Annotated in this window: 32 protein-coding genes and 4 tRNA genes; 9 read left to right on the top strand and 27 right to left on the bottom strand. The window is 48.4% G+C overall.

The window, feature by feature from the left end:
- Positions 1 to 34: 34 nt before the first annotated feature.
- The 4 genes from IPL44_03405 to dcd all read right to left on the bottom strand — a co-directional run bounded on the left by IPL44_03405 (position 35) and on the right by dcd (position 3,917).
- Positions 35 to 559 carry a 50S ribosomal protein L10 gene (locus tag IPL44_03405; protein QQS17324.1) on the bottom strand — a complete coding sequence of 175 codons (525 nt, stop codon included), beginning with the start codon at positions 557 to 559 and terminating at the stop codon, positions 35 to 37.
- A gap of 210 nt (positions 560 to 769) precedes the next feature.
- The gene (locus IPL44_03400) at positions 770 to 2,473 is read right to left on the bottom strand and encodes a hypothetical protein (GenBank protein ID QQS17323.1); all 1,704 of its coding nucleotides are present in this window, start codon (positions 2,471 to 2,473) and stop codon (positions 770 to 772) included.
- Between the two features lie 59 nt (positions 2,474 to 2,532).
- Complete coding sequence (locus IPL44_03395) at positions 2,533 to 3,201, bottom strand: hypothetical protein (protein ID QQS17322.1); 669 nt, start codon at positions 3,199 to 3,201, stop codon at positions 2,533 to 2,535.
- Complete coding sequence (gene dcd / locus IPL44_03390) at positions 3,198 to 3,917, bottom strand: dCTP deaminase (protein QQS17321.1); 720 nt, start codon at positions 3,915 to 3,917, stop codon at positions 3,198 to 3,200. The genes IPL44_03395 and dcd overlap by 4 nt, the downstream gene beginning before the upstream one ends.
- 33 nt (positions 3,918 to 3,950) lie before the next feature.
- On the opposite strand from dcd, the gene IPL44_03385 reads away from it, so the two are divergent.
- On the top strand, positions 3,951 to 4,442 hold the full coding sequence (locus IPL44_03385) for a dihydrofolate reductase (GenBank protein QQS17320.1): 492 nt from the start codon (positions 3,951 to 3,953) through the stop codon (positions 4,440 to 4,442).
- Here IPL44_03385 and IPL44_03380 read toward each other — a convergent pair.
- Both IPL44_03380 and IPL44_03375 read right to left on the bottom strand, forming a co-directional pair.
- Positions 4,439 to 5,359 (bottom strand): thymidylate synthase, encoded by a 921-nt coding sequence (locus tag IPL44_03380; GenBank protein QQS17319.1) that lies wholly within the window; start codon positions 5,357 to 5,359, stop codon positions 4,439 to 4,441. The genes IPL44_03385 and IPL44_03380 overlap by 4 nt on opposite strands.
- Positions 5,360 to 5,467: 108 nt before the next feature.
- Positions 5,468 to 6,151: a 50S ribosomal protein L1 gene (locus IPL44_03375; protein QQS17814.1), complete on the bottom strand. Its 684-nt coding sequence runs from the start codon at positions 6,149 to 6,151 to the stop codon at positions 5,468 to 5,470.
- 496 nt (positions 6,152 to 6,647) lie between these two features.
- On the opposite strand from IPL44_03375, the gene IPL44_03370 reads away from it, so the two are divergent.
- Positions 6,648 to 7,457, top strand: a complete 810-nt coding sequence (locus IPL44_03370; protein QQS17318.1) for a phosphatidate cytidylyltransferase — start codon at positions 6,648 to 6,650, stop codon at positions 7,455 to 7,457.
- A 126-nt stretch (positions 7,458 to 7,583) separates the two neighbouring features.
- On the opposite strand, the gene rplK is transcribed toward IPL44_03370, so the two are convergent.
- The 3 genes from rplK to secE all read right to left on the bottom strand — a co-directional run bounded on the left by rplK (position 7,584) and on the right by secE (position 9,057).
- Positions 7,584 to 8,009: a 50S ribosomal protein L11 gene (rplK, locus tag IPL44_03365; GenBank protein QQS17317.1), complete on the bottom strand. Its 426-nt coding sequence runs from the start codon at positions 8,007 to 8,009 to the stop codon at positions 7,584 to 7,586.
- 80 nt (positions 8,010 to 8,089) lie between these two features.
- Positions 8,090 to 8,638, bottom strand: a complete 549-nt coding sequence (gene nusG / locus IPL44_03360) for a transcription termination/antitermination factor NusG (protein ID QQS17316.1) — start codon at positions 8,636 to 8,638, stop codon at positions 8,090 to 8,092.
- The gene (gene secE / locus IPL44_03355) at positions 8,638 to 9,057 is read right to left on the bottom strand and encodes a preprotein translocase subunit SecE (protein QQS17315.1); all 420 of its coding nucleotides are present in this window, start codon (positions 9,055 to 9,057) and stop codon (positions 8,638 to 8,640) included. Before secE ends, nusG begins: the two co-directional genes overlap by 1 nt.
- Before the next feature lie 342 nt (positions 9,058 to 9,399).
- Here secE and IPL44_03350 point away from each other — a divergent pair, with 342 nt between their 5' ends.
- Positions 9,400 to 9,642: a hypothetical protein gene (locus IPL44_03350; GenBank protein ID QQS17314.1), complete on the top strand. Its 243-nt coding sequence runs from the start codon at positions 9,400 to 9,402 to the stop codon at positions 9,640 to 9,642.
- Positions 9,643 to 9,645: 3 nt separating this feature from the next.
- Here the strand turns inward: IPL44_03350 and IPL44_03345 are convergent, their stop codons facing one another.
- The 4 genes from IPL44_03345 to IPL44_03330 all read right to left on the bottom strand — a co-directional run bounded on the left by IPL44_03345 (position 9,646) and on the right by IPL44_03330 (position 12,442).
- Positions 9,646 to 10,947: a PAS domain-containing protein gene (locus IPL44_03345; protein ID QQS17313.1), complete on the bottom strand. Its 1,302-nt coding sequence runs from the start codon at positions 10,945 to 10,947 to the stop codon at positions 9,646 to 9,648.
- Positions 10,948 to 10,982: 35 nt separating this feature from the next.
- The gene (locus tag IPL44_03340) at positions 10,983 to 11,696 is read right to left on the bottom strand and encodes a M48 family metallopeptidase (GenBank protein ID QQS17312.1); all 714 of its coding nucleotides are present in this window, start codon (positions 11,694 to 11,696) and stop codon (positions 10,983 to 10,985) included.
- A complete protein-coding gene (locus IPL44_03335) occupies positions 11,677 to 12,315 on the bottom strand; it encodes an ATP-binding protein (protein ID QQS17311.1) in 639 nt (212 codons plus the stop codon). The genes IPL44_03340 and IPL44_03335 overlap by 20 nt, the downstream gene beginning before the upstream one ends.
- Positions 12,316 to 12,366: 51 nt before the next feature.
- A tRNA-Trp gene (locus tag IPL44_03330) sits at positions 12,367 to 12,442 on the bottom strand.
- Between the two features lie 174 nt (positions 12,443 to 12,616).
- On the opposite strand from IPL44_03330, the gene IPL44_03325 reads away from it, so the two are divergent.
- The 4 genes from IPL44_03325 to IPL44_03310 are packed head-to-tail and all read left to right on the top strand — an operon-like array spanning position 12,617 to position 17,777.
- The gene (locus tag IPL44_03325; protein ID QQS17310.1) at positions 12,617 to 13,906 is read left to right on the top strand and encodes a glycosyltransferase family 4 protein; all 1,290 of its coding nucleotides are present in this window, start codon (positions 12,617 to 12,619) and stop codon (positions 13,904 to 13,906) included.
- A complete protein-coding gene (locus IPL44_03320) occupies positions 13,903 to 15,120 on the top strand; it encodes an alpha-amylase (protein QQS17309.1) in 1,218 nt (405 codons plus the stop codon). Before IPL44_03325 ends, IPL44_03320 begins: the two co-directional genes overlap by 4 nt.
- A 54-nt stretch (positions 15,121 to 15,174) precedes the next feature.
- Positions 15,175 to 17,136 carry a hypothetical protein gene (locus IPL44_03315; protein QQS17308.1) on the top strand — a complete coding sequence of 654 codons (1,962 nt, stop codon included), beginning with the start codon at positions 15,175 to 15,177 and terminating at the stop codon, positions 17,134 to 17,136.
- Positions 17,133 to 17,777 carry a hypothetical protein gene (locus tag IPL44_03310; protein QQS17307.1) on the top strand — a complete coding sequence of 215 codons (645 nt, stop codon included), beginning with the start codon at positions 17,133 to 17,135 and terminating at the stop codon, positions 17,775 to 17,777. The genes IPL44_03315 and IPL44_03310 overlap by 4 nt, the downstream gene beginning before the upstream one ends.
- A gap of 67 nt (positions 17,778 to 17,844) precedes the next feature.
- Here the strand turns inward: IPL44_03310 and rpmG are convergent, their stop codons facing one another.
- The gene (gene rpmG, locus IPL44_03305; GenBank protein QQS17306.1) at positions 17,845 to 18,048 is read right to left on the bottom strand and encodes a 50S ribosomal protein L33; all 204 of its coding nucleotides are present in this window, start codon (positions 18,046 to 18,048) and stop codon (positions 17,845 to 17,847) included.
- A 99-nt stretch (positions 18,049 to 18,147) separates the two neighbouring features.
- Here rpmG and IPL44_03300 point away from each other — a divergent pair, with 99 nt between their 5' ends.
- On the top strand, positions 18,148 to 18,852 hold the full coding sequence (locus IPL44_03300; protein ID QQS17305.1) for a phosphatase PAP2 family protein: 705 nt from the start codon (positions 18,148 to 18,150) through the stop codon (positions 18,850 to 18,852).
- Here IPL44_03300 and IPL44_03295 read toward each other — a convergent pair.
- The 10 genes from IPL44_03295 to IPL44_03250 form a co-directional block, all read right to left on the bottom strand.
- Positions 18,841 to 19,338: an adenylyltransferase/cytidyltransferase family protein gene (locus IPL44_03295; GenBank protein ID QQS17304.1), complete on the bottom strand. Its 498-nt coding sequence runs from the start codon at positions 19,336 to 19,338 to the stop codon at positions 18,841 to 18,843. The two genes, IPL44_03300 and IPL44_03295, sit on opposite strands and share 12 nt — an antisense overlap.
- Positions 19,339 to 19,454: 116 nt before the next feature.
- A tRNA-Thr gene (locus IPL44_03290) sits at positions 19,455 to 19,529 on the bottom strand.
- A gap of 1 nt (position 19,530) precedes the next feature.
- A tRNA-Tyr gene (locus IPL44_03285) sits at positions 19,531 to 19,616 on the bottom strand.
- A gap of 5 nt (positions 19,617 to 19,621) precedes the next feature.
- Positions 19,622 to 19,698 (bottom strand) — tRNA-Thr (locus tag IPL44_03280).
- Between the two features lie 313 nt (positions 19,699 to 20,011).
- The gene (locus IPL44_03275) at positions 20,012 to 20,659 is read right to left on the bottom strand and encodes a tetratricopeptide repeat protein (GenBank protein ID QQS17303.1); all 648 of its coding nucleotides are present in this window, start codon (positions 20,657 to 20,659) and stop codon (positions 20,012 to 20,014) included.
- A 19-nt stretch (positions 20,660 to 20,678) separates the two neighbouring features.
- Complete coding sequence (locus IPL44_03270; GenBank protein QQS17302.1) at positions 20,679 to 21,521, bottom strand: AAA family ATPase; 843 nt, start codon at positions 21,519 to 21,521, stop codon at positions 20,679 to 20,681.
- Position 21,522: 1 nt separating this feature from the next.
- Complete coding sequence (locus tag IPL44_03265) at positions 21,523 to 22,383, bottom strand: RluA family pseudouridine synthase (protein QQS17301.1); 861 nt, start codon at positions 22,381 to 22,383, stop codon at positions 21,523 to 21,525.
- Positions 22,380 to 22,535, bottom strand: coding sequence for a hypothetical protein (locus IPL44_03260; GenBank protein ID QQS17300.1), 156 nt, complete (start codon positions 22,533 to 22,535; stop codon positions 22,380 to 22,382). The genes IPL44_03265 and IPL44_03260 overlap by 4 nt, the downstream gene beginning before the upstream one ends.
- A gap of 97 nt (positions 22,536 to 22,632) precedes the next feature.
- Positions 22,633 to 22,878, bottom strand: a complete 246-nt coding sequence (locus IPL44_03255) for a hypothetical protein (GenBank protein QQS17299.1) — start codon at positions 22,876 to 22,878, stop codon at positions 22,633 to 22,635.
- A 919-nt stretch (positions 22,879 to 23,797) separates the two neighbouring features.
- The gene (locus tag IPL44_03250; GenBank protein QQS17298.1) at positions 23,798 to 24,346 is read right to left on the bottom strand and encodes a hypothetical protein; all 549 of its coding nucleotides are present in this window, start codon (positions 24,344 to 24,346) and stop codon (positions 23,798 to 23,800) included.
- A gap of 213 nt (positions 24,347 to 24,559) precedes the next feature.
- Between IPL44_03250 and IPL44_03245 the strand changes: the two genes are divergently transcribed.
- Positions 24,560 to 25,186, top strand: a complete 627-nt coding sequence (locus IPL44_03245) for a methyltransferase domain-containing protein (protein ID QQS17297.1) — start codon at positions 24,560 to 24,562, stop codon at positions 25,184 to 25,186.
- 63 nt (positions 25,187 to 25,249) lie between these two features.
- Here IPL44_03245 and rpsG read toward each other — a convergent pair whose 3' ends face one another.
- The 3 genes from rpsG to rpsL are packed head-to-tail and all read right to left on the bottom strand — an operon-like array spanning position 25,250 to position 26,313.
- Positions 25,250 to 25,729 (bottom strand): 30S ribosomal protein S7, encoded by a 480-nt coding sequence (gene rpsG, locus IPL44_03240; GenBank protein ID QQS17296.1) that lies wholly within the window; start codon positions 25,727 to 25,729, stop codon positions 25,250 to 25,252.
- A complete protein-coding gene (locus tag IPL44_03235; protein QQS17295.1) occupies positions 25,729 to 25,899 on the bottom strand; it encodes a hypothetical protein in 171 nt (56 codons plus the stop codon). Before IPL44_03235 ends, rpsG begins: the two co-directional genes overlap by 1 nt.
- Positions 25,900 to 26,313, bottom strand: a complete 414-nt coding sequence (rpsL, locus tag IPL44_03230; GenBank protein QQS17294.1) for a 30S ribosomal protein S12 — start codon at positions 26,311 to 26,313, stop codon at positions 25,900 to 25,902.
- Between the last annotated feature and the right edge of the window lie 16 nt (positions 26,314 to 26,329).

Genomic DNA, 26,329 nt, shown 5'->3' with positions numbered 1-26,329 from the left:
TGTCCTTTCGATGGATTATAGTTTGATTGGTTGCTTATGAATTTGCTTTGGCTTCGACACCATCCAGCAAAGCATGCAGGTTGCCACTGAGCGCGTTCGTAACATCGTTGACTGGCGATAGCAATGTAGCCACCACTTCGGCGATGAGTTGATTTTTGCTCGGCAGTTTAGCCAGATCAGTCGTTTCTGCAGTGTCAAGATTCGCACCTTCGCCGCTAAAGGCACCGACAAGCTCGAGGCTTGGGTTGTCTTTGGCGAAATCGTTCAAAATCTTGGCAGGCATAACTTCGTCTTCGCTCGAATAAGCGTAGAGCACCTGACCTTTCAAGGCACTGGTATCAGTGTCTTTCAGGGCATCGATCTGCGACATAGCTACTCGGACGAGGCGGTTTTTGACAACTTTGATGCCAACGCCTTGTTCGCGGGCTGCGCGACGCAGTTTCTCGAGCTCTTTGACAGGAATATTGGTATACGCCGCAAATACTGTCATTTTAGCGCTTGCTAAAATCTCGTTTAATTCAGCAACCAAAGCTTGTTTTTTATCGCGTGATATTGCCATAAATCTCCTTTGGTTAGTTTAATACGACCCGAATTGTTAAGGTTAGCTCGGCTCACGTAGTTACGAATACATTCATAACTGTGCTCGCTTTCGCTCGTTATCAAAAAAGAATTTTTATCTCGGTAGCATGATTAAGGTTTCCCCGCTACTGTCTTTGATAACGTTGGTTCTATGATAGCAGAAAGTAGATATGTATGCAAGAGGTGCGACCTATTGTGATGTTGTCATGTGGAGTGTAAAGGATGCCATATCGAAGGTGTCGGTCGCTTTTATGTTGTTGATATAGCGTTTGCCTTGGTCGTGATTAACTAGCACTGGAGACTTGACGCTATCTTTACGCTGATTAATACGTTTGATGGCTTTGATTTGTTCCTCAGTTGGGTCGGCAATGCCAAGTTTATAGAATATATGAGCGATTTCTTCAGTGCGCATGGCATTACGTTTGGTTTCGGTGATAAACTGGATCTCCATACGGAGACTCTCATACATAAAGGTAAGTTTTGCTACTTCCATACCAGCAACTGGTTCGTTGTCTCGAATATCGATAGACTTAGAGTAGCCACGCTGGTAGACCTCGCTAGCAATTTTATTGCAAAAGGTTTCGGTACCGCGGATATGAACAGCAGCGTCGCGACTCGGGGACGGCCGTAGCTCAATGCCAGCATCGTTGCGAGCATTGTTCACCATGACGCCAAAAGATGTCGCTAGGCCATCAGACGCTGTCGTGGTAGAGTCTGTTTGGTTATGATTGTAAGCATTGTTATCGTCAAAGATAACGGTCGCAGCAATAATGTCCATGGGCAGCCTGGCGTTATCTATCGCACCTTGATCAATAGCAAACAGATCAATTTTGCCTTTCTCATGGTCCGACATTAGTTTCCAGGCCAGCGACCCGGGTGTTTTGACGCGCATTATGTAAAAAGCAGCGTGGCCAGTATCCGTGGTCACTGGAATTGTGCAGACGCCTTCTGTCATGATGACCCGGGCATGCTCAAAATCTATGGTAGAGTCCTGGGCGACAGTTGTCATATCGGTACTACCGGACAAATGATAGAGGGCGCGCTGCATAGCCTCGATGACATACTCATGCTGGTATTTTTCGAGTACTTTCTCTGCAATATCGAGCGCTAATTGGCCTTTTTCACCGATATTTTTTAAACGGATTTTCTTTGTTATGCTATTGAGTCGCATAGCAAAGCCGTCATATCCCATAATTTCTAGCATTGGCACGATCAGTGATTCACTCATGTGGATCTTGTCGATAATGTTTGAATCGTGGATACCATCGGCCGTATTAGTTGTCGCAAAAAAATTTTCGAGTTCGGCAATGAGCTGTGCACCCTGGATAAGCACCGATTCTACGTTGATAGGATTTTGATTCTCGCTGTCATCATCAACCAATGCAAGCATGGCATCGAGGTCGGCTAGTGGCGGCAATTTGTCCCATTCGTACGACTGCCCCATCGGCACCGGCTCGGGTGCGTGTGCCGACCAGAAATCCCGAATCTTTTTCCTGTCATTTAGTAAGCCGCCGATATATTCGATTTGATCTGGGCTTTTTTCGGAGCCGATTTGTTTAAAGTATTGTTTTAGAGCGCGTCTAGCATTACGACTACCATCGGGTGGATCCATTGATTCAGTATCGGCTAATGTTGTCAAGACGGCTGCCTCGTAGGTTTCGGGATAGACGGCTTTTACGCCGTCACCACAAAAGGCATTGAGTATCCTATTGGTCTCAACGGCAATTGCTTCCCACCTCTCAATAGCTTGGCGATTTTTCTCGCTATTATCTATCTGATGAGTTTTTTCCCAAAATGTCCGATAAGTATCGTGAGCCGCTAGGCTACTCAAAGGAAACCTCTCGCTAGGAAAATTGAGATATGTTTGTTCTATGGTTTGGGTGGCTTCTGTCATAGCGTTAAACCCTATAGTGATTATGATAACACTAAATAATTATTTTTACAAACTCTCGACTATATTCCTGCAATGAGCTTTTGGTGAATTGTCTCAATTGGTAGGATTTGCTGTGTCTCGGCATCCCAGCAGTCAATTGGTGTCATGCTATCGCTATATAGTCCACAGATTTCTCGATAGGCGGCGCTAGCATTGCGGAGATGGTCGAGGTCCGCCTCATGAATATCACGTTTTTTATCTGTGTATGATCGCTGAGCCTTTTTGTCAACGTTGGCTTGAGCGGCTGTCTCAGGTAGTATCATGACGAAATTAACGTCAGGTCGCGGGATCTTGAACTGGTTAAACTCCAGATCCATCATTTCCTCATAAAAGATACGACGAGCATTAGTATCAGTAATTTTTCCGCCTTGGTGGGCGAGATTTGAAACAACGTAGCGATTAGCGATAATATAACCATCGGGATTGTCTGTGATAAATTCGTTTACTCTAGGGGCAGCCTGCCAACGGTCAAATGCGTAGAGCATAGATGCCAGATCTGGATGGACATCCGTACCATATTCTCCGTTCAAATAACGTTCGACGTAACGAGCTGACGGTTTGCCGTATTGCGGAAAATCTAGCTCCAGCACTGGTGCGTGTAGTTGTTCGCGAATATAGGTTACGAGTAGATCTTGTTGAGTCTTTTTGCCTGTACCGTCGATGCCCTCAATGACGATAAACTTGGTCATTTTAGCCCTTCGGCAAGTCCATCAATAACAGTTGGCAAGGTTCGATTATCTTTGTAGGCGCGTGGCAGCATTTGCTCTGGGCGCCAATCGCGAATCAATTCGTCGAGGTTGCTACTCGTTTGGTATTTGCCGCTGACGCCGTCGCGACCTTGTTCGTAGCTGCCTTCGACATTATCGGAGTGATGGAAAATAATCTGGGCAATACGTTCGCCGACTGGCAAAACAACGCTCTCGTGCTGATTCAGGTTGTAGATTTCGAGTGTGATACGGTTGATATAGCCTGGATCGATCCAGCCGGCGTCAAAACAGACCGCTACGCCATTTCGACCCCAGGTTGAGCGCGATTTAATCTCGCAGGCGCCACCATTTGCGCGGATACCGACAAATTCGTGAGTATGAGCTAGGATGCGTTCGCCAGGTGCCAGTACGATGATTGGATGATCATCAGGAATATTTGCAAAAGAGTTGATGCCCTTTTCCCTCACCCATTCTAGGTGGGATTTGGCAATGAGTGGACCTTTGAAATAACGTTCTACCTCTGATGGGTCGAATGGATTATAAATCCGATCGTCATCTCTAAATTCCTGTTTGTAAAAATGATAGCCGAGCGTCACGTCTAGACTGGCTTCGGCTATGGCGGCGTCATGGAGTGGCGTACACACAATTGTGCCGTCGCGAAGCGCCTCTTTGATATCAGTATTGCTATAAACTCCCATTTCCCGGATATTATAGCATGATAAAATAGAAACATGAAAGCAATCATCGTAGCTATGGACCGTATGAACGGGATTGGCGCTGATAATGATTTACTATGGCAGCGTGATTTACCGACCGATCTACAGCATTTTAAGTATATTACTGCTGGCGGGACGGTGATTATGGGCCGGAGAACCTACGCGTCAATCGGGCGTGCGCTACCCGGCCGTGAGAATATCGTCGTGACACGAACGCCGTTTGAGACTGATGGGATCATCTGCGTCGCCAGCCTCGAAGAGGCGTACGCTAAGGCTTCGCGCGAGAACATCTATATAATTGGCGGCGGGCAGATATACACGCAGGCGCTGGATGATATGGACAAGCTCTACATCACCTACGTTGATGCCGAATTCCCGAATGCCACCGTTCATTTCCCGCAGATCGCTCCTGAAGCCTGGCGTGAAGTATCGCGCGACCACCACGATGCGGACGAAAAGAATAAGTATGGTTACACCTTCGTCGAGTACGAGCCTATACGTGGCTAAACGGCAATAGGCGCTTTGATCGGCGGGTATGGGCCGTAGTTTTCGAGTTTTATATCATCAAAGGTAAAATCGTCGATATTTTTAATGTCAGGGTTGAGCCAGAGTTTGGGTAGTTCGCGCGGAGTACGTGAGAGCTGTTCATCGACTTGTTCCATGTGGTTCAGGTACAGATGCGTATCGGCCAGTGTGTGAACGAATTCGCCTTGTTCTAGCCCAGTGACCTGCGCGATCATAGCGAGGAGCAGCGAGTAGCTGGCGATGTTGAACGGCACGCCTAGGAAGGTGTCGGCGCTACGCTGGTAGAGATGTAGGTCGAGCTTGCCGTTTGCAACATTGAACTGGAAGAGGCTGTGACATGGCGGCAGGCCGCCGATATGGACGATTTCGGGCATTTCGGCAACGTTCCAGGCACTAACGATAATACGGCGGCTGTCTGGCGTATTTTTGATCATGTCAATGACATTTGCAATCTGATCAATATCGCCGCCTTTACCATCAGGCCATTTGCGCCACTGCACGCCGTAAACAGGGCCGAGGTCGCCCCATTTTTCGGCAAAGTCGTGATCGGTCGCGATCTTCTGGATGAAGTCTTTCATCTGTGTCTTCCACTCGTCGGAGTTCACTTCAGGAATTGGCAGATGATTCTTCTCGAGATACGCCTTGAACGGCCATTCATCCCAAATATGAACGTTATTTTGTGCCAGGTATTCAATATTGCCGGTGCCCTTTAGGAACCACAGCAGCTCGTGTACCACGCTGTTAAAATAAAGCTTTTTGGTGGTGACTGCCGGGAAACCATCGGCGAGATTATAGCGAACTTGGCGACCAAAGACACTTTTTGTGCCGGTGCCGGTGCGATCGGTTTTGACGGTACCGTTGTCCTTGATATCTTGCAGCAATGCTAAATACTGTTTCATAGTTCCCCCTCTATATCTATGTCACTATTGTAGCATAATTAAGTAGACCCTGTATTCAAAAAAGCTCGCTCTCTGACCTAGAGGCGAGCTTTTTGCTGTAGCTAGATTTTATACGTTTTCTACTTTGATGCCAGGACCCATAGTGGTTGAAATGGCGAGTGAGAGAATGTATGAACCTTTCAGACTAGCTGGTTTGACCGAGTTGAGACTCGATAGGAAAACGTTAGCGTTTTGCTCCAATTTAGCGGCGCCAAACGAAACTTTGCCGATGCCGAGGTGAACGATCGACTGTTTGTCGACACGATATTCAACTTTGCCGGCTTTGGCTTCTTTGACGGCTTGGCTTGGGTTGGTCGAGACGGTACCAGATTTTGGATTTGGCATCAAACCGCGTGGTCCGAGCAATCGTGCGTATTTGCCGAGTTTTGGCATCAGTTGTGGCGTAGCGACTAGTACGTCGAAATCAAGGTTTTCCTTGTCTAGGGCGCCTGTAATGGCTTCTTCGCCTACGAGATCAGCACCAGCCTCTTTGGCGGCTTTGGCGTCAGCTTCAGCGACAAAAGCAGCTACACGAACGGTTTTGCCGGTGCCGTTTGGTAGGCTAACGGTCGAGCGGATATTTTGGTCGGACTGGCGTGGATCAACCCCGAGTCGGGCATGGATTTCAACCGTACCATCAAATTTGGTAGCTGATGTTTCGACGGCAAGTTTCAAGGCCTCAGATAGGCTGTAGAGCTTGCTAGCGTCGACTTTCTCGGCTAGTTTGCGGTAGTTTTTACCGCGGCGTTCGATACGTGGGCGAGTTACTGGAACTGGACCGCGTTTGTCGGCGACTTCGGCCTCTGGATCCTGTGGAGTGGTATCGCCAGCGGCTTTGCGCTCTTCTTTGGCGATTTTTTCCTCGGTCTCGGCAGCAGCTTTGGCGCTACGTTTGCCGGCTTTCGCGAAATGTTCGTCGTCAGTGGCGGTTTCCGTAGCCGCAGCCAGCTGGTTTTGCGCCTCAGTAATAGCCGCCTGAATCTCAGCTACGGTGTTTTTAACGCTCAGTTCGAGGCCTAGTTTGTCGGCCTCGTTCAAAAGCTCTTGTTTAGTCTTTGCCATACATCTCCTTTCGTGGTGCTAGCGGCCTTTTCATCGGCCTCCCACAAATTAATTGTTTGTAGTCGTCATTATACCAGATAAGAGCTAATCGCGCAACGGAAACATTGAATTATAGTCAAAATCATGCTATTATCGGTTTTGGATCTATCTGTTCCGTACCTATCCAATCCGAAAGGCGGTGGTCGCAGTGGCGACCTTTTTTAATGGCAAGACCGGCCGCGGGCTGTTGCTCGCAGTGGGTTTACTGGTCATCGTGGCCCTCGGCAAGATGGCGGTCTTCGCCCTCATTGCCATCATCGCGATGGCCTGCGCGATGGAGCTAGTCTCATTCGCATACAGGCCGAGTCGTTTGGTCAAGCCCGGCGCCGAGCTGGCCGTGGTGACCCAGGCTATTATCACGACTCTCGGTATCACCGCGGCCATGTTCGTAGTCGAGTTGCAAGGACTGTGGCTGACGATGGTGATCGTCGCCGCAGTCTATCTGGAAAATGCCGCTGCCCAGATCTTCGGCAAGCGGTTCGGCCGCACGAAGCTGTTTCCACGCCATTCACCGAACAAGACAGCTGCGGGTGCCGCCTGGGGCTGGGTCTTTGGCTCGGTCGCTGGTGTTGTGGCTCTGGCCTTGGCTTGGCAGTTCGGCGGCCTCGGTAACCAAATCATGGCCAACTGGAAACAGTGGCTCGTGATTCTCATCATCGCGCCGCCCTTTGCCGAAATCGGCGACTGGCTCGAGTCGCGCCTCAAGCGTCTCTTCGGGGTCAAGGACTCCGGTGAGCTCGTGACTGCCAGTCCGAGCCGGATTATCCGCATTATCGGCCTGAGTGCCGTATTCGGGCGGCAAGGTGGCGCGCTCGATAAGACGGACTCGTTGTGGTTCGTCATGCTTGTTGCCTATCCGACCCTCGCCATTAGCTGGTGGGTCGGGGTTGTGGTAGTACTGGGTGTCGTAGCCTACATCGTTGGCGCCAGCATGGCGGAGACGATACGCCACCGATAAAAACAGTACGATCCCCCTCCCTATCGTCAAAGACAGTACGATAGGGAGGTGAATTTTCCTGAGAAATTATTTCTATATCAAAAAACGCCCCTGATAACAGAGGCGATTTTTTTGTTGCAATAACGATTAGTCGACTAGTTCGACACCCATCGAACGAGCTGTGCCTGCTACAACTTTGACGGCGGCGTCGAGGTCGTTAGCGTTTAACTGATCCATTTTTGCCTGGGCAATTTCCTCGGCCTGAGCACGAGTGATTTTGCCAACTTTGTCAGTGTGAGGCTTGCCGCTACCCTTTTTGATACCAGCTTTTTCGCGAATCATATCGTCAACTGGCTGACCGAGGCTGTTCCAGGTGAAAGTACGATCTTCGTAGACCTGAATGTGAACGATAACGTCTTTACCCATCAGATCTTTGGTGGCGTCGTTGAATGGATTGATGAAATCCATCATATTGAGGCCCCACTGACCGAGCGTTGAACCAACAGGAGGACCGGCCGTTGCACGACCAGCTGGAATACGTAGTTTTAGATTACCAATTATTTTCTTTGCCATTTTGTACCTTTCAAAATTAGTGAAGCATTATTGAAGGTGCGTAACTAGTATATTATAACAAACTATAGACTAATTAGCAACTAAACTTTTTTGACCTGGAGAGCGTCGAGCTCGACACTAGTGTCACGACCGAACATACTGACGAGGACTTTGACTTTGCCTTTGACAGGGTCGATCTCACTGACACTACCATCAAAACCTTTGAATGGACCGTCGGTGATGTTGACAATTTCACCGATCTGGAGATCGATATCGTGTTTTGGATCGGCCACACCCATACGTTTCTTGATTTTGGCGATTTCCTTGGATGAGACTGGAGTTGGGCTGGTGCCAGCACCGACAAAGCCAGTCACGCCAGGAGTGTTGCGGATAATGAACCACGCGGCTTCGCTGAGCTTCATTTCAACTAACACGTAGCCCTGGAAAATCTTTTGCTCGACGACTTTGCGTTTGCCATTTTTGATGACGATCATTTTTTCCTTTGGCACGAGAACATCAAAGATCTTGTCGGCCATATCAACGCCTTCGATGCGTTGTTTGATCTGGTCGGCGACTTGCTCCTCGTAACCAGCGTAGGTATGGATCGCATACCAAGCACGCGTGTCATCGTATCGTTTAACTTTTGTCATTACAGTATCACCTCCTGAATTAGATAGTTGAATAGCCAGTCAAATAACATGATAAAGACTGCGAAAAATAGTGAAAATAGGATAACGGCCAGGGTTAGTGCCCAGGTCGCGCGGCGATTTGTCCAGCGAACCTGGCGTAACTCGCGCCAGCTGTCGCGGAAATAACGGCCTAGCGCGACAAAGGGGCGAAATAGGATAAATACTGGTTTTTTAGACTGAGATTTGGCAGATTGATTGGCCTTTTTGACAGGCTTTTTCGGAGCTTTTGCCGCTGCTTTAGCCGGTTTGGCTGTGCTGACCTTGCGTACGACCTGTTTGTCGTCTGATTTACTCGATGTAGGCGATGAGCCTTTGTCGCTAGAGGCTTTGACGCGTCGAACCACGGTCGAGCCTTCGTTGTTATTATCCTTCTTTGCCACCTGTTTTCTCCTTCAACTAAAAAACCAGTTTACTTTCCGTAAACTGTCAAGCCACATTATACAGCAGCTAGCTATCTCTTGTCAAGGATAGCTTTTTTTGATATTTTTTCCTCGGGTCCTATCGCTCGGTCCGCCCCTAAAATTTTTCCGGTCAATCACCACCGAAAACAATTTTGGGTGAGAACTGCCAGTGGCAGTTCGCAAGGAAACCTTCCGATGACAGCTATGCTGTCAATCGTGAAGTTTCGGGGCTGCAGAATGTGGCCTGCCCCGCCTCGCGTCACCAGAAGCAAAAAATATCTAGCATTTGCTCTGATTGGGTCGTTAGTATACAATAGCGTTATGTACGAATTTAGCTGGATGTGGTTTTTTGTCGGTATTTTGACGATCGTAGCCGGTGTTTTGTTTCTGCGATTTTATAAACAAATTGCCGATAACATGGGTTCAGGCGTAGCTAGTTATCAACGCTACAAGCTAGTCGCCCTGGGGATTTGCGGTGCTGGATTTATTATGATGTTTAATCTGCATACTATGGTGATCGCATTTATCGCGAATCTGATTTTCGGCGGCGTCTTAAATAAATAAGCGTTATTCAGTTTTAGTTTGATCTGTTAACGGCAGCTTGAAGCTAAACGTCGAGCCGTGGTTGAGGCGTGATTTGAGTTCGATTTGCGTGTGAATAGTGGCGGCTAGCTGCTCGACGACGTGAAGACCGAGGCCAGTACCGTTCGTTTCGCGTGTTCTGTAATCTTCACTACGCCAGAATCGCTGAAAAACGTGAGCTTGGTCGCTCTTGCTGATGCCGATACCAGTGTCACGGACAAAAAATTCAACTGCATGCTCACCGCTCACTTTGCGGATACCGATCACCACTCCGCCTTCTCTGGTGTATTTAATGGCGTTGGTGATCAGATTTTGCATGATTTCCTCTATGGCCATACGCGCTACCGAGACAGTGCCAGTAGCGGTGCTATCAATGTCAAATGATAATTGATGTGTTTTCGCTTCGGGCAAATATTTGTTGTATAATTCGCCAATAAATAGCTTTAGATCGATCAATTCTGGCTCCATATTGACACCGCGTTGGGCGCGGCTGAGCGTCGATAGGTCGTTAACCATTTGAGACAAGAACAAAACCTGTTGGTGAGCTTGCTTGACGTTATCGACTAGTGTTTTATCGGCATTATTTTTCGCCAATATAAACTCTAGATTTGATAATGTGCCTTCGGTGATAGCGACAGGCGTACGTAGCTCGTGGCTGACAACGGAAATGAACTCGTCGCGTTCGTCGTCGAGTGATTTTTGTTTGGTGATATCGCGCATGATGAGGATGAAGCCCGTGATCGAGGAGCGAGCCTTGGTAGCATCAAATATGCCGCGAACTGGCGAAATTGATAGAAAAACGTTGATCTTTTGCCCATCGGTATATTGATGACAGAGGTCGTTACGCTCGCGAAAGACTTTGCTATCCCTGATAAATTCCGATAGCATGATCTTGTCGCCGTTTTCATCGATGAGATGCAGCAAATCGTCGACATTTTTACCGTTAATATCTTGGTTCGTGTCAAGCAAGGCCAGCGCCGCCGCGTTGTAGAGCTTGACGTTTCCTCTGGTGCTGACATGCATGATAACGTCGTTGATGCTGTTGATGATGGTTTCCATGCGCTGACGTTCGACCCTTATCTGGGTTTTGAGTTGGTCGCTAGACTGGCTTTTCATGGTTTGTTTAGTGTGATCGTGATGAGCCAACATGGACCCAGTAATCGTCAAAATAACGAGCCAGATTATGCTAGCTATCCAGGTCGGAACTTCGTTTGACAGCGTCAAGGCGGCGGCGATAAGATAGCCGATTGCGAGCATAGTTAGTGATATTATTTTCTTTCCCACCATTTGTTGCCTATTATAACGCTAAAGTTATTATAATGCTATAAATAAGGCGAGTAGCGTTTGATGAAACGGCGTTTTTGCTTGGCATCCGGACAGACCTCCTCTAGGGCTCGCCAAAAATCTGGGCTGTGGTTCATGTATTTGGTATGGGTTAATTCATGTAACAAAACGTAATCTATCAGCTCGTTTGGCAAGGTCATCAGCATAATATTGAGCGAAATCGTGCCGTTTGACGAACAACTACCCCAGCGTGATTTAGCGTGCGTGAAACGTACCTGGTCATAGCGAAAACCAGTTTGCATTGCCAGATACGCCAGCCGGCGCGGTAGATACGCTTTGGCTTCTTTGCGCAGAGCCTTGGCAACGCCGTCTTTGATTAACTGGCTAGCTTTGACGGACGGCGTATCGGGTCGGAGAGTAATTTCAATGGTGAGACCTCTGGTCTTGACGATCTCTCGGGGCCCAGTTGAGATGTGTAGACGGTGCGATTTGCCGATCAAGTCCCCATCCCGATACGTTTTATCGCCAGAAGTTTTCTGTTTTGCAATTCGCAACTGATCGCGATTGGCGTTGATGAGACGCTGGATTTCGCGGACAGGTACAAAATATGGCAGACTGGCGACTAATGAACCGTCGGTTTTAGGGCGAACGCTGATCGTGGCGCCTTTGGTACGCTTGATATGGATATCGCCGAACTCATCGTCGTGGATAATTTTTGCGGTAGCGGACAGGCTACTGAATAAACGGTCCAAATGACCTCACTGCGGATGCGGGGCGCATGTTAGGCTTGGTACTAGCAGCAACTGGGAGTTTTTGGGCTTCGACGAGTTTCTTTAGCACGATTCGAGCTTGGGTCGAATATGTATGTTTACCACTAATAACCACAGTATTTTTATCGACGACTGGGGATTGATACGATTTGAGCTGAGTCGCGTACTGCTCGGCACTGAGCGATTGGTTATATCGGTCGTCTGCCGAACGGTGGTCACGGTGAGTGGCTCGACCGCGCGCGGTTGGCTCGTCGGTTTGGACGATAATAGTAAATACTTGGTAATTATTACGCTGGGCTTTGTCTCGAATCAGATTGCGGGCTGGGCGACGGTTGTAGCCACCGTCCAGAATAAATAGTTTACCGGTTTTGATGAGTTCGTCCACCATGACGTCTGACACCTGAGAAACGATTGATTCCTCATCTTCACTATAGGTGTGATGAGCAAATAATGTCCAACGCAAGCGATCACGGCTGACGAGTGGCGCGCCAAACGTTTTTGAAAAACGTCGTGCAAAAAAGGATTTGCCGGCTCCGGCAGGACCAACGACCTGAACGATTGTCGGCTTTGATGTAGGGGTAGTTTCGGCTGAATCTCGCATATAACTTGACCTTCCTTGTTATCTAGCAGTGTTCTAGAGGCTCAGAACTATTGGCACGGGTAGACGGACTCGAACCGCCGACACCAGGTTTTGGAGACCTGTGCTCTACCAACTGAGCTATACCCGTATCAGCAGCTCTGAGCTATATACATTATAAGTATATCTGACTTTTTTCGCAAACCCGGACTAAACCATGAACTCTCTGCCTCTTGATGTCAAGGGGTTTACAGCGTATTTTTTTTCGCCTATAATAGAGAGCATAGTGTATAAGGTTAAACGAGTGAGTCAGGTGAATTAACAGATGAAATTAATGATGTTGGGTTGGGAGCTACCGCCGTACAATAGCGGCGGATTAGGCGTGGCCTGCTATCAAATGGCGAAAGCTTTGGCTGGCAAAGGTGTTGATATCCAGTTCGTTTTGCCCTACAAAGCTCGTCACGAAGACTCGGAAAAGTTCATGGAAGTTATCGCGGCTAGCAATACCCCGCCTCTCACCAACGAAAAGGGTGAATATGTGGCTATGGGAGCCTATTCTGGGACGTGTCCTACCTGTCAGTCGCGCGAATGTGATCATGCTCGCGAATATGGTCAGGGCTTTGTGGCGGCTACCCGTAAATATGCTGATCAGGTTGAAAAGCTATTTCGCCGACATAAACTGAACCCAGATATCATTCACGCTCATGATTGGTTGACAATGGAAGCTGGCGTTCGCGCCAAAGAGGTCAGCGGTCGTCCACTGGTAGTGCATGTCCACGCCACTGAATTTGATCGTGCCGGTGGTCATATGGGCAATCCGTTAATTCATGAGATCGAATATAACGGTTTGATGGCAGCCGATCGAATCTTTGCAGTCAGCCAAATCACCAAAGATATCATCGTCCGGGAGTATCATATCCCAGAGGACAAAGTTGAGGTCGTCCACAATTCGCTCGATCCAGACGAGCTCGAGCGCACTGTGATCGAGACGAATAACTACATCTACGCCAAGGAACTGCGCAAGCATGGTTGGACGGTGATTGCTAGTATTGGTCGTTTGACGGTGCAAAAAGGTCTGACCTATCTGTTAGAATCGGCGGCTCTAGCATTGTCGCGCAACTCTAAACTACTGTTTCTCGTTTCTGGTACGGGTGAGCAGCGTGATCAATTGATCGAGCTAGCGGCCGATCTAGGGATTTCGGATCGGGTGATCTTTGTCGGCTTCGTGCGCGGCGAACGATGGCGTGAACTGTACGAGGTAGCGGATATCTTTGTGATGTCATCGGTATCTGAGCCGTTCGGTTTGACCGCTCTCGAGGCGGCGCATTACGATACGGCACTGCTGATTAGCCGCCAATCTGGTGTTGGTGAGGTCTTGCACAACATCATGCGCTTTGACTACTGGGACACTCGGAAACTAGCTGATCAGATCATCAACATTTCCCTGTCGGCATCGCTAAAAAAGGAGCTGATGGATGGTGTCAAGGACGAATATCTGAACTTTTCATGGAACGATGTGGCGGAAAAGCTATCGCGCGAATATAATCGCGTTATGAGGGGTCGCAGACGCGCTGTTCACGATAACCAGTTACACCGAGAAGGAGCGCTAGCATGAGTAAGGCAATTGTTCTCTACATGCACGTGCATCAGCCTTGGCGGGTTCGAGAATACAGCGCGTTTGACACTGGGGTAGACCACAACTACTGGAACGAGGCGACGCATCATTCTGGCGCTAATAATGCTCGTATTTTGCGTAAAGTCGCGGAGAAATCGTATTTTCCAACCAACGCCATGTTGCTCGAGATGTTACATGCTCATCCAGAGTTCAAACTCAGTCTGTCGATCACTGGAACGTTCCTAGAGCAGTGTGAGGCTTACTCGCCGGAGCTCATCAATAGTTTCAAGGCGCTCGTTGACACTGGTCGGGTCGAAATTGTCGGCGAAACCTATCATCACAGTTTAGCGTTCTTTTATAACCGAGCTGAGTTTGATCGCCAGGTGGCTCTGCACGCCAAAAAGATCAAAGATGTGTTCGGCGTGACACCGACGGCGTTCCGTAATACCGAGCTGGCCTATAATAACGACTTGGGTCGTTGGGCGGATATCCATGGCTACAAAGCAGTGTTAGCCGAAGGTTGGGACGATGTGCTCGGTTGGCGTAGTCCGAATTACGCCTATCGCCCGGTCAATACCCAGAATGTAAAATTACTACTAAAGAATTACAAGCTATCTGATGACATGGCGTTTCGTTTCTCGAACCGCGGTTGGGCCGAATGGCCACTGACCATGGACAAATATGCCGGCTGGCTCGATGCCGAGCCGGACTCACCGTTAATCAACCTGTTTGTCGATTACGAAACCTTTGGCGAGCATCAGTGGGCTGATACGGGGATCTTTGAATTCCTCAGGCAATTACCGCAGGATTGGCTATCACGACCTGATCACACCTTTATGACGGTCAGTGAAGCTGCAGATAGTTCAGAGCCGAAAGATCATATCGACATGCCGCACACCGTGACCTGGGCCGACACCGAGCGCGACTTGTCGGCTTGGTTAGGTAATCGCATGCAACAGGAGTCGCAAGGTCATATTTATAACCTCGGCTCAGCGGTAATGGAGACTGGTGACGAAAGTCTGATCAATGATTGGCGACGCCTGACGACGTCGGATCATCCGTATTACATGAGTACTAAATACTGGAACGACGGCGATGTGCATGCTTATTTCTCGCCGTATCCTTCGCCGTATGACGCATTCCTCTACTATATGAATGCCTTGCGTGACATCAAATACCGATTGATGCAGCATAATCAGAATCATAAAGGATAGTCAGGGTTGTGGCGGGTGGACATGGCTAGACCGATTATACTATCAAACGGAGAAATGGCAGTGGGCCTTAACCAATTTGGTATGGTGCACGACCTCTATTTCCCCTACGTTGGATCAGAGAATCATTGTTCCGAAACAGCCCCGCGACATCGAGTGGGATTGTTTGTCGATGGCACGATGCACTGGCTCGCTGATGGCAGTTGGGATATTGAACTAACCTATGTGCCAGGCAGGCTGATTAGCAAGACAGTTGCAACGAATGAATGGCTAGGTTTTACAATTGAATTGCAGGATTTCGTAGATGCGAGTACTAATGTTTTTGCCCGCAATATCGAGATCATCAATCTGACGAACAAGCCGCGCCAGGCGAAACTCTTTCTCCATCAGGCCTTTATCATCGGTCATGCTAACGATAGCCACGATACCGTACAGTATGTGCCTAACACGGGCGATGCTGCAGAGATGATATTGCACTACAAAGGTCGTCGAGCTTTTGCTGTTGGCGGCTACGATCCGCAAACTGGCAAATCGTTTGATAGCTATAGCGTGGGACATTTTGGTCACGTTGAAGGTAAAAACTACGCTGGCGTGTGGCGCGATGCCGAGGACGGACAGCTAGAACGTAACCCGGCTGATCGGTTCCAAACTGATAGCATCATCGAATTTGACCTAGATTTCGCAGCACATGATTCGGCTCGGGTCAATTACTTTCTAGCGGCTGGTAAATCTATTCATGAAGCCAGGAAGACCCTGGAACGGTTCCGTATAGAAGGTCTGATCGAACATCTACTGGCGACCGATGCATTCTGGAAACGATGGCTAGCACCAGCCGTGGCAATTGCCGAGGTGCAGGTCGCTCCAGAATACCGCGCCAATTTTCTCACCTCCCTGCTCGTCATCAAGGCTATGACCGATCGTCGCGGTGCCATTATTGCTAGCCTCGATAGTGGCATGCTGAAAAATAATCCTGATACCTACACGAGTTGTTGGCCACGCGATGCCGCTTACGCGGCTATGGCGTTTTGGAAATTAGGCTACATGGACGAGGTCAAACAATTTTTGCGCTTTGCAAAGGACACCGTGAGCCACGCAGGGTTCTTTTGGCCGTCGTATCGACCAGACAGCACAGTTGGGCCGAATCCCCATGCTTATGTCTTACACAATGAACCTGTCATGCCGATTCAGGCCGATGAGACCGCGATCATAGCGTTCTTGCTAGCCAAGATCATCACACGAGATATTCGGCGCGGTGGTCGGCTAGAGGAATGGCGTGATTTGTATGAAAATTTGGGTCGCCCAACGGCCAGTTTCTTGGCTAACTACATCGATCCCGAAACAAAGCTGCCGTGGCCTTCGTATGAGCTGTGGGAGGTGAAATGCCAGACAACGACGTATACAACAGCAGCTACGTTTGGCGCGTTACGGGCGATGGCTGATGTGGCTGAGCTGTTCCATGAGGCTAATAACGCTACGAGGTGGCGTCAAGTATCCGATGGTATTCATGAACAATCTGATAAGCTTTGGAACGAACATCGTGACTATTTCTATCGAGGATTTTGGCATCACCGTGATGGCTCGACCGATACGGACGATACGATCGACACGTCGGCTCTCTATGGCGCCTGGGCGTTCGAGCTGTTCGATGAGGATAAGATAAATCAGGCAGCCGCAACTGCGCTAGCAGCGCTCACTGGTCACGAGGATGTGCGGATACCGCGCTTTGAACACGATAGCTATAATCGTGTCCACACTGGAACATCTAGCAATCCGTGGTTTATTACGTCGTTTTGGATGGCGCAATATAAGGCCTATCATTCCGATAGTGCGGCCAAAGACTTTACACAGAACGTCCTAGATTGGGCTAATCGTCATATGGACGACACGGTTGTACTATCCGAACAGACCGACCGACAGACCGACAAGGCGCTGTCAGCTGCGCCGCTGACCTGGTCGCACGCCGAGTTTATCAATACCTGTCTCAGTTACGGCCGTGTTAACAGCGAGGAGTCACTATGAGATTTTTGCCGAGCCGCACGGACAGAGCAGCTTTTGGGAAAATTGCCGATGAATATGACCTAGTCTATTTTGGGACTGTCGACCCTCGCGTTGATACTGATTACCAGATCGTCAGAGGTCTCACGTTGTCGACTGATGTTCGGGACGAGAACTATACAACAGGTAACGTCTATGACTACGAAGTGGCCTTTTTGCAACGATCGCGAAAAGTGGTCAATCGTAGCGGTCACAAGTTCGACCGTACATGGACAATGTTGCAGATTCAGTTAAAGGTCATGAGCGTACCGCACTTTTTGGTGGACGGACGTAGCCGATCTAGAGAATACGGCTCTGTTTTAGCTTCGACGCAGCGCTGGCAAGAGATCAACTGGCAGCACTTTTCGCATACTCATTTTTCCGAATTATTTGCTACCTATACTAGACCAGAATACGCGACGATGGTCGGCTCCCTACTGAATCCAGAGATTCAGTCAATGTTAGCCGGTCATTTTTCGGAGTTTGATTATGAGTTTTGTGATGACAAGCTGATCATTTATGCGACAAATGCCGATATTAATTTACAGGTGCTCGATCACATGTTACGTGTTGGCCTGTGGCTGGCGCGCCAGCTCGACGAACCACCGCAAGTTCCGCAGCAGTAGGTGCAAGCGCCAATAAAAATTGTGCAGCTCCTAGGGGCCGCACAATTTAATATAAAAGTCGAAGATATTATCGCTTTTTTGGCTTGACTTCGTTACGACCGAGATTTTTCTTGGTCTCGGTGAACTCGACATGTTTACGAAGTTTCTTGTCGTACTTTTTCAGCACCAACTTGTCCTGCAAGCTGTTTGCTTTGGTGGTGTAAACGCGCTGACCAGATTCGCTGACCAGACCGACTAATTTACGCTTGGATTTACTATTACTCTTTGCCATATAGTACTATCCTATCATATAAATTAGTTTATCGCAACAAGATTAGTGTCCTTGGTATATACTTCGACATGTAACTCTCACCTGGTGTATAATCGTATAATGCTAAAGATTTCATCTGCTGTGTCAAAAGGTCTAGTCTGGTTACGATCAATACCGCTAAAAACCTGGAAATACATTGCTCTGGCATTCGTCGTGATAATTATGCCGGGCTTATTATTCGCTAGTCTGGCCGACGAGGTGCACGAAAACGAAACACTAGGTTTCGACTCTGCGGTGTTAAAAAGCGTTCATAATGAAGCTTCTCCCATGGTGGATACCGCGATGAAGACCTTGACGGAGTTTGGCGGGCCCATGTTACTGCCGGCCATAGCTGTTGGCTTGACGATCTTTCTGATGTATAGACGACGGTTTCGCCATGCTTTTATAGTCTTTATTAGCGTAGGTGGTGCGTCGGCTCTCAATATTGTTCTAAAATCTATCTTCAGGCGCGACAGACCACAACTCTGGCAGTGGATCGTCTCCGAAAACGGTACGAGTTTTCCTAGTGGTCATGCCATGGCTTCTAGTGCGTTGGCTCTGTCGCTGATAGTCATTTTATGGAATACAAAGTGGCGCTGGCTCGCCGTTACCCTAGGGCTCGTCTACATGCTAGCAATTGCCTTCTCACGGATCTATTTAGGCGTTCATTATCCAACTGACATTATTGCTAGCTGGCTGGTCAGTGTGGCTTGGGTTTCGGCAGTAACGTGGATAGCATTTGGATATAGCAAGAATAAAAATGTAACCAAGCAATTACGAGGCTAGACGCAGCTGACTCGACGATACGTGAGCATGAGGTGTCGTGACAATGGTATACGAGGCTCCGAGCTGATCTAGGATGCTCGTAATGTCTTTTGTATGGTCATGGGCGCGCATACCAATAATGAGTGTATGGTTGGCGATTAATAACTCAACGTCCGGCCATTTAGGTAGCGACGAGACGACGTCTGACCCCAGTAAGAAACTCAATGTTGTGCCTTGATATTTTTCGATTAGGTCAGGCAAAGTCTCGGCAATCGTAAAACGCGGCTGATTGGCGCGGTAGACTGTGTGATTAGTCGTAGCGAGCGAGTCTCGCAGGAGTAATACACGTCGGTCTATGTCAGATACGTTCGTTTTACCTCGCGGCTGCTCCTCGGGCATGAACACTACATAGTCGAGCCTACTCGCCTCTGTAGCGGTGTTCGCAAATGCAAGATGTCCCGCATGGACCGGGTCAAACGTACCAGAGTAGATTCCTATGTGAGGCATATATCTATTATGGCATATTTGTTGATTAGGGGGGCAGTTGTTTACATAATTTGACCCGCACTATGCCACGCAAAAAGCCGCCCTTTCGGGCGACCACATTGCAAAAAGTCTGTTTATGGAGCCACGACTGGGATTTGAACCCAGGACCCCTTCCTTACCATGGAAGTGCTCTACCACTGAGCTATCGCGGCATGGTGCTGGGAGTAGGATTCGAACCTACGAAGGCGAAAGCCAACAGATTTACAGTCTGTCGTGTTTGACCGCTTCACTATCCCAGCAAATCTGGAGCCGCTTCTCGGGTTCGAACCGAGGACCTACGGTTTACAAAACCGTCGCTCTAACCAACTGAGCTAAAGCGGCATAACATTAAGATGAAAGTACACTACCTCTTCGATCAGTTGGTTAGAGCTCGCTGAATATCATAACTCGACATTCGTCTCGAACAGCAACTGAGCTAAAGCGGCATTACATTAAGCCATCTCAGTCAGTTGGTTAGAGCTCGCTGAATATCATAACTCGACATTCGTCTCGAACGCATGCTAAAGCATTTAAAACCCCCCCCCCGGCCGTGGGGGGGAGCTCCGAATATCATAACGACTCGAACAGCAACTGAGCTAAAGCGGCGTAACGAAAAGATTATAGCATGATTATAGCGGCTGAATCAACCGAGTTATTAGATACGAACCTTGGCGGGCTGTTTGATACGCTGACGATTGCCTTCGCCTGTCATTTTGTCGGCGATTTTACGTAGTTTGTCAGCTCGTTCAGTTTGGCCATCGCGTACCAGCGCATCGACGAGCAGCATGACACTCTGTGGGTTCTGATCTAAACGAACAGCAATCTCGAGTTCCTCGATAACCTTTTTGTAATTACCGACCGCCTCGAGAACTTTGGCGTAGGCGACGTGCCTAGAGGCAACATCGCTCTCGATACGAATAGCTTGTTCAAACGCTAGCAGTGCCTTGTCGTTTTTACCGATTTCGTAATAAATGAGGCCGACATTATGAAGAGAGCTGGCGCTCGGTTGGAGGCTCTGTGCGATCTCGAAACATTCGATAGCATCATTGTACTGCTGTTGTTTGGCATATAGAATACCTAGGCGGTTGTAGGCGCGAGCGTCTTTTTCATCGGCGCGTAGGATCGTGAGAAGGGCTTTTTCGGCTTTGAGATAGTGTTTTTCGCGAATAGATTTCTGGGAAATGTCCCATAATTTGTCTAGCTGGTCGGCGATTTTTGAGGGGCGGCGATCGTCTAAATTAGGCTTTCGCTGCCAAAACAATACAGCCAAGCCTGCGCCAACTATTGCTAGTACTCCAAACATTACTACAATTATACCACTGTCAGATATTCAGAGCAAGAAAAAGCAGCTGCGCCCTGACGTTGCCGTTTTGTTTAAGGTTGTCTAGCACTGCGGAAATAGTTTTGAGTCTAGCCGGGAGTTGTTTGGCGTGCTGGGCCTGGCCGGCTGTTATGGTCATGAGTTTTGCGAGATTGCGTGCCAGTTCGGCGGCCTGTTCCCTGCCCGAGATCCCCGAGACAATTTCGAGACGGTCCATCATTTTGCCAGTCAAGAATAGTTTGGCTTTTTCGATCGATTCGGCCTTGACTCGAAAATAGGCTTCGTCGGTGACGAGGCGGATAATCTCTGCGGGATAGCCGCCCGCTATAAAATCAATTTTCTTGCGTTTATCGTCGGTCAAGCGTAACGAACTGCGATCAAACAGTACCTTACAATCGTCATGACTAGCCGGCAAAACCGATACTATCTGGGAACGAGACAGGATGGTGTCTTTGATCCCGGTCGAGTCATGGGTGGTCATAATATAGTACACCTCCGGGCTAGGCTCTTCTAATAGTTTTAGAAACGCCTCAGGAGCTTTCTCGGTCATTGTGCCTATCTCGTCGATGATGATGACGAGTTTATCGGTGCGACGATGGCCGACCATGGAGTTGATGCTGCGAATCTCCTCGATATTGATCGTTGGCTTGGCGTTTTTGCTATGCGGAATCGGTTGGATGGTGATAACCTCTGGTCCAGCAATGTGACCAGCCAGAGCCTGTGCAATCGTCGCCAGACCGACACCAGGTAGTCCTGTGAGCAGCAAGGCGTGAGTCGGACGCTCCAAATACGCTTCTAGCTGCGATCGCGTTACCGAGTTGAGTACCAGGTTATTTATCTTCATATCACCTCAGGTTTTCTAGTGTCATCTCAAAATCATCAGGTACGGGCGCTTCGAACGTCATGCGCTGGTTTTCGTTACTACCTGGAATGGTAATCTCGAGCGATGTAGCATGCAAAAACATTCGCTGGCCAAGCTTGCCTGGTCCATACAGGCTATCTCCCATAATCGGTGAACCGATATGTTCCAGATGAACGCGCAGTTGATGTGTGCGACCGGTTAGTGGTTTGAGCTCTAATAGGGCGGCGCCAGAACCGAATACCTCGACCGTTCGATAGTTCGTAATGGCGGGTTTGCCTTTAGCGTCAATACGAAAACTCGATGGCTTTTTGGGATTACGTCCGATCGGTAGATCGATTTTCGCCTCTGGTAATTTCGGGGCTTTTTCAACAATAGCTAGGTACGTTTTGTGCGCCTTGCGACTAGCAAACTGTTTCTGTAATAGACTGGCCGTTTCGGGATTTTTGGCGGCGATCAAGACACCAGAAGTGGCGCGGTCGAGGCGATGAACGATCCCAGCTCGGTTAGAGTTTATAAACGTTTTGTCACTAGAATTGATGCGCGATTTGACGAAATCGGCAACCGTAAACTCGTCTGCTACCGCACCTTTAGCATGAGTCAAGACGCCCGCTGGTTTGTTGATCACGATGACGTTGTCGTCTTCGTATAGCACCGGTAAAGTGTGGCGGGTCGATGGCGGTTTTGGCAACGTGTCGATCGTTACAGTGTCGTCTTCGCCTAATTGGTATTTGGTCGAGGTAATGGACGTGCCGTTAACTCGGACAAAGCCCTGTTCGATGTATTTTTGCCAGGTCGAGCGTGAATGTTCGGGCCAGTATTCAGCTACATAGGCATCTAATCTCATACTCGTAGACCTACGGCTTTTTGGACGCGTAACAGAGTTTCGTTAGCCTGTTCGCGCATGAGCCACCTCGTTAGCTTGTCTCGATCCATCATTGAGCATCGCCATCGTCGCAACAGGAAATCCTTTGCAAACTCTGCTAGTAGCTCGGCCAATTCGTGCCACTACAGTGTCTAGGTTTTCGACATAAGATCCATTTTTACTGCAGCAGCAACCTGTCCCGCCAGCTTGGTAGTGTGTTTTCATCCTCGGTCAGGTTTGACTTTGCCCGTCAGAAAATTCGTCGAGATAAGGAAAATATCGGTGTTGCTCTTTACGCATGATTTTCTGCATGGCGCTATATGGTGTGTGATCAGGAATATGGACATAACGTTGCCGGTTTGCGTATCTGCGTTCATCATTTCTCGGATAAATACCGTTATTTATGCGCATGCTCCTCTTTGCTTTGCCGTAAATCCCGGGCAGGCGCTGCTCCGGCTCTGCATCTCTAGGAATCATCCTGCCTGGACCGACTAGTCACTCGTTCCCCAATAGCCTGGGTTAACGTCCAGGTGCTGCCTCTGGTTTGCACCGACCGGTGAGGTGCGTTATACGCAAGATATCGGCCCCGATTGGCACTGGGTTTGAATGGTCCGACCTTCCCCGTGATGTAAGCGCTCCTGAATTTGGAAGCCTAGCGATTCAGGTTTGGACGCCTTCGCCGAAGCTTGCGCGACTTGATCTTGGTCTTGAGTGATGGGATTGCGTTCTGACCGTAGCCAATAATACAGTCCAAGAATCCATAGTTAGCTCGCTAAGCGCGGCTATCTGGCTCTGAATAAAAATTGTCGATCGTTATCGGGTCTAGGCCAGCGGCTAGATAGACTAGGGCAACCTGTTGATATTGTCGCGAATCTTGTGCGGGTTCCGAGCATTATCGGTCGAGAGCTTGCAGGTCAGCGGAATACAAACATGTTGACTCGGTATTCGTCCTGCAAATCAACGCGATTTCCCGTCAGAGATCCGATGTAATGCCCCAAGATAGTTACCGATGGAGGCCATTATTGCCGATTACCTGTTAAAATAACCTGTTTCATAGGAATAGTATATCATATTTGATCTTCATTCGATTTATACGGCGATGAATTGATTGCGGCCGTAAAATCGAGTTGCTGTAGGCGCTAAATCTTTTTTGTGGTCTGCCGGTTATTCGATACGCCTTTAACGACTGGATTAAGCTATTCATAGCAACTTGAACCGCTTCAAATTGCCCTTCCGAGGTCCCCTTTATTGAACACATCAAGCATTGATTTATTAAAGGCGTCTGGATTGCCGCCTAGACTGGAGATCATAGTTGCACTAGATAAAAGTGTTGACCAATATCGTTGGCGATGGCGATCCGATCATGCTGTTTTTGACTTCTATTGGTTGGACCTGACTAATTGTGCCCGTAATGTTGTTTTATTAGTGAGAGGTCGTGAGTTTGGCTCTTGTGATAAGTCCCATTTCCGCCACGATAGGTTGACGGTATGGCGACATAGCGTGGATCTTGCATCATATGTATTAAAGCCATCATGCTGATCTCGTGCGTTAGCCCAGGCAAATGCTCCCTATCACTAATTGTATTTCCTATTTCCAGTACGTCTTCCGTTACAGATTCTTGGATATCGCTAGTAACGTCTCCGTCTACAATCGCTCGGATTAATGGTAGGTGTGCGATAGCTAGAGCTATTCGATAGCGATGGTCAGTGAACAGTTTGTTTTTATTAACTGGTTCTATAGCACCATTAAACGCTTTTTCCGCTCGATCGACTAGCTCAACTCTATCTTCCCAAGAAAACGCCTCGTCTCCGGCTAAACTAGCTTCTGCTAACATCCATCCTTTTATGCATAAAGTATTGGGCAAGTTAGATTCTTTATCCTCCAATTTATCAGCCATATCAACTAGTTCCGATGCGCCGGATGACCTGACTAAAACTTTATTCATCCGGAGGTAATGATTTATAATATTTTGAGTAACTTGGGCCGTTTTCGGCGACACGCTGTTGTTTAGAGGTTCTGGCTACGGTAAGGTCTCTGTCAAGGCTCTATAGCCAACCAGAAAATTATCCTGTCTCCTCATATTTGTCCCCATTTTATACTAGGTATGTGCTAATGGCAATAGTCCAACATGTTATAACGAATGCTATAATGGAATTAGATGGCACATAATCATACTCACGAAGAAGCCCAGGCCGAAGAACTCGCATTTTGGCTGAGCCCTGGCGCAGAACTAGGCGAACAATTAAAACAACTAACCTACGCCCCGCTGTTAGGCCTAGATTTTGAACATGACGGAAATTCTCCCTATGTTATACATAAACCAAACAAATCGATCATAGACATTGGCGGTGGCCCAGTGTCGTTACTACTCAAAACGAAAGCTACTCTAAAGACGGTCATCGATCCCTGCAGCTATCCTGCCTGGGTCAGGAGTAGATACGAGCAAAATGATGTGCGCTGGATCAAAGACGTGGCTGAGACCTACCAACCCGAATTAGCTGAAACTGCCGACGAAGTCTGGCTCTATAACGTATTACAACACACTACAGATCCGCAAAAGATCTTTGAAAACGTTCTACGCTATCTAAAATCCGGTGGAGTTTTTCGATTCTTTGATTGGATAGAGACTGGCACCAACGTAGCGCACCCTATTTCGTTGACCGCCGAGGACGTCCATCGCGACATGGTCTCTGCTGGTTTTACTAACGTAGCAGTGCAAACAACTGAACTACATGAAAATGGCGCCTATGGCAAGGCAGCTTATTTTTCTATACGCAAAGACTAGTCTCGTCGTATTAAAAATCGACCACGTATAGTGGTCGATCTCTAAGGTGTCACAGGTATCTGACTATCCGCGGGCAAAGTGGGCGAAGGCGCGGTTGGCTTCGGCCATACGATGCGTATCTTCACGCTTCTTGTAGGCGGCACCAGTTTGGTTGACGGCGTCAACGATCTCAGCAGCCAAGCGCTGTTCGTACGGCATGCCGCTACGAGCGCGAGCCGACTGAACTAGCCACATGAATGCAAAGTGCTGCTGGCGGTGACCAGAAATTGGAAACGGAATCTGGTAGTTAGCACCGCCGACACGACGACTCTTGACCTCGTAATTCGGGCTAATGTTCTTTAGCGCGGTCTCGAGAACCTCGAGAGGCTCCTCGCTCTTTAGCTTTTTAGCAGCCGCTTCGAGTGCACTGTAAACGGCTTTCTCGGAGATGTGCTTTTTGCCGTCTAGCATCGATTTGTTGATCAGGCGTTGCACGAGGACGCTGTTATATTTGCGATCAGGATTGATTTTGCGTTGCAATGATTTGGTAGTTTTGCGTGGCATTATTTGTCTCCCTTCTTGCTCTTTTTGGCAATATCAAAAGCCGAACCGGCAATAGCAATACCGATAATCGTTAGTATGACACGCCAGCCCCACATATCGTCTCTTAAAAATATTTGAGCCCAGGTAGCAAGCAGTCCGCCGATCACGACAAAGATGTATTCCAGTTTCATTTATTTGTCTCCCTTCTTGGTACCGTATTTGCTGCGGCCCTGTTTGCGATTCTCAACACCCTGAAGGTCGAGAGCACCGCGAACGATATGATAACGAACACCTGGTAAATCTGGTACACGACCACCGCGCACGAGAACCACGGCGTGCTCCTGTAGATTGTGCTTTTCACCACCGATATACGCCCAGACTTCTTGGCCGTTGGTCAAACGAACACGAGCAACTTTGCGCATAGCAGAGTTAGGCTTTTTCGGGGTTTTGGTCGTAACTTTGATACAAACACCGCGTTTTAGCGGACCAGTTTTCTGGTACGTTTTAACCTTTAGGGTGTTTTGAATGCTCAAAAGTGCTGGTGATTTGGACTTTTTAGCAGCCGATTTGCGCGGTTTGCGCACTAATTGATTGATTGTTGGCATCAATTCTCCTTGATAT

It is taken from the genome of Candidatus Saccharibacteria bacterium, from assembly GCA_016699895.1.
In the GTDB taxonomy this organism is placed as follows: domain Bacteria; phylum Patescibacteriota; class Saccharimonadia; order Saccharimonadales; family Saccharimonadaceae.
This window is presented reverse-complemented; position numbering and strand designations above follow the sequence as displayed.

Bases quoted from the DNA above. Each gene is read 5' to 3' on its own strand.
- IPL44_03405 (QQS17324.1), bottom strand. From the start codon at position 559: ATGGCAATATCACGCGATAAAAAACAAGCTTTGGTTGCTGAATTAAAC.
- IPL44_03400 (QQS17323.1), bottom strand. From the start codon at position 2,473: ATGACAGAAGCCACCCAAACCATAGAACAAACATATCTCAATTTTCCT.
- IPL44_03395 (QQS17322.1), bottom strand. From the start codon at position 3,201: ATGACCAAGTTTATCGTCATTGAGGGCATCGACGGTACAGGCAAAAAG.
- dcd (QQS17321.1), bottom strand. From the start codon at position 3,917: ATGGGAGTTTATAGCAATACTGATATCAAAGAGGCGCTTCGCGACGGC.
- IPL44_03385 (QQS17320.1), top strand. From the start codon at position 3,951: ATGAAAGCAATCATCGTAGCTATGGACCGTATGAACGGGATTGGCGCT.
- IPL44_03380 (QQS17319.1), bottom strand. From the start codon at position 5,359: ATGAAACAGTATTTAGCATTGCTGCAAGATATCAAGGACAACGGTACC.
- rplK (QQS17317.1), bottom strand. From the start codon at position 8,009: ATGGCAAAGAAAATAATTGGTAATCTAAAACTACGTATTCCAGCTGGT.
- nusG (QQS17316.1), bottom strand. From the start codon at position 8,638: ATGACAAAAGTTAAACGATACGATGACACGCGTGCTTGGTATGCGATC.
- IPL44_03350 (QQS17314.1), top strand. From the start codon at position 9,400: ATGTACGAATTTAGCTGGATGTGGTTTTTTGTCGGTATTTTGACGATC.
- IPL44_03345 (QQS17313.1), bottom strand. From the start codon at position 10,947: ATGGTGGGAAAGAAAATAATATCACTAACTATGCTCGCAATCGGCTAT.
- IPL44_03335 (QQS17311.1), bottom strand. From the start codon at position 12,315: ATGCGAGATTCAGCCGAAACTACCCCTACATCAAAGCCGACAATCGTT.
- IPL44_03325 (QQS17310.1), top strand. From the start codon at position 12,617: ATGAAATTAATGATGTTGGGTTGGGAGCTACCGCCGTACAATAGCGGC.
- IPL44_03320 (QQS17309.1), top strand. From the start codon at position 13,903: ATGAGTAAGGCAATTGTTCTCTACATGCACGTGCATCAGCCTTGGCGG.
- IPL44_03315 (QQS17308.1), top strand. From the start codon at position 15,175: ATGGCAGTGGGCCTTAACCAATTTGGTATGGTGCACGACCTCTATTTC.
- IPL44_03310 (QQS17307.1), top strand. From the start codon at position 17,133: ATGAGATTTTTGCCGAGCCGCACGGACAGAGCAGCTTTTGGGAAAATT.
- rpmG (QQS17306.1), bottom strand. From the start codon at position 18,048: ATGGCAAAGAGTAATAGTAAATCCAAGCGTAAATTAGTCGGTCTGGTC.
- IPL44_03300 (QQS17305.1), top strand. From the start codon at position 18,148: ATGCTAAAGATTTCATCTGCTGTGTCAAAAGGTCTAGTCTGGTTACGA.
- IPL44_03295 (QQS17304.1), bottom strand. From the start codon at position 19,338: ATGCCTCACATAGGAATCTACTCTGGTACGTTTGACCCGGTCCATGCG.
- IPL44_03275 (QQS17303.1), bottom strand. From the start codon at position 20,659: ATGTTTGGAGTACTAGCAATAGTTGGCGCAGGCTTGGCTGTATTGTTT.
- IPL44_03270 (QQS17302.1), bottom strand. From the start codon at position 21,521: ATGAAGATAAATAACCTGGTACTCAACTCGGTAACGCGATCGCAGCTA.
- IPL44_03265 (QQS17301.1), bottom strand. From the start codon at position 22,383: ATGAGATTAGATGCCTATGTAGCTGAATACTGGCCCGAACATTCACGC.
- IPL44_03255 (QQS17299.1), bottom strand. From the start codon at position 22,878: ATGATTCCTAGAGATGCAGAGCCGGAGCAGCGCCTGCCCGGGATTTAC.
- IPL44_03250 (QQS17298.1), bottom strand. From the start codon at position 24,346: ATGAATAAAGTTTTAGTCAGGTCATCCGGCGCATCGGAACTAGTTGAT.
- IPL44_03245 (QQS17297.1), top strand. From the start codon at position 24,560: ATGGCACATAATCATACTCACGAAGAAGCCCAGGCCGAAGAACTCGCA.
- rpsG (QQS17296.1), bottom strand. From the start codon at position 25,729: ATGCCACGCAAAACTACCAAATCATTGCAACGCAAAATCAATCCTGAT.
- IPL44_03235 (QQS17295.1), bottom strand. From the start codon at position 25,899: ATGAAACTGGAATACATCTTTGTCGTGATCGGCGGACTGCTTGCTACC.
- rpsL (QQS17294.1), bottom strand. From the start codon at position 26,313: ATGCCAACAATCAATCAATTAGTGCGCAAACCGCGCAAATCGGCTGCT.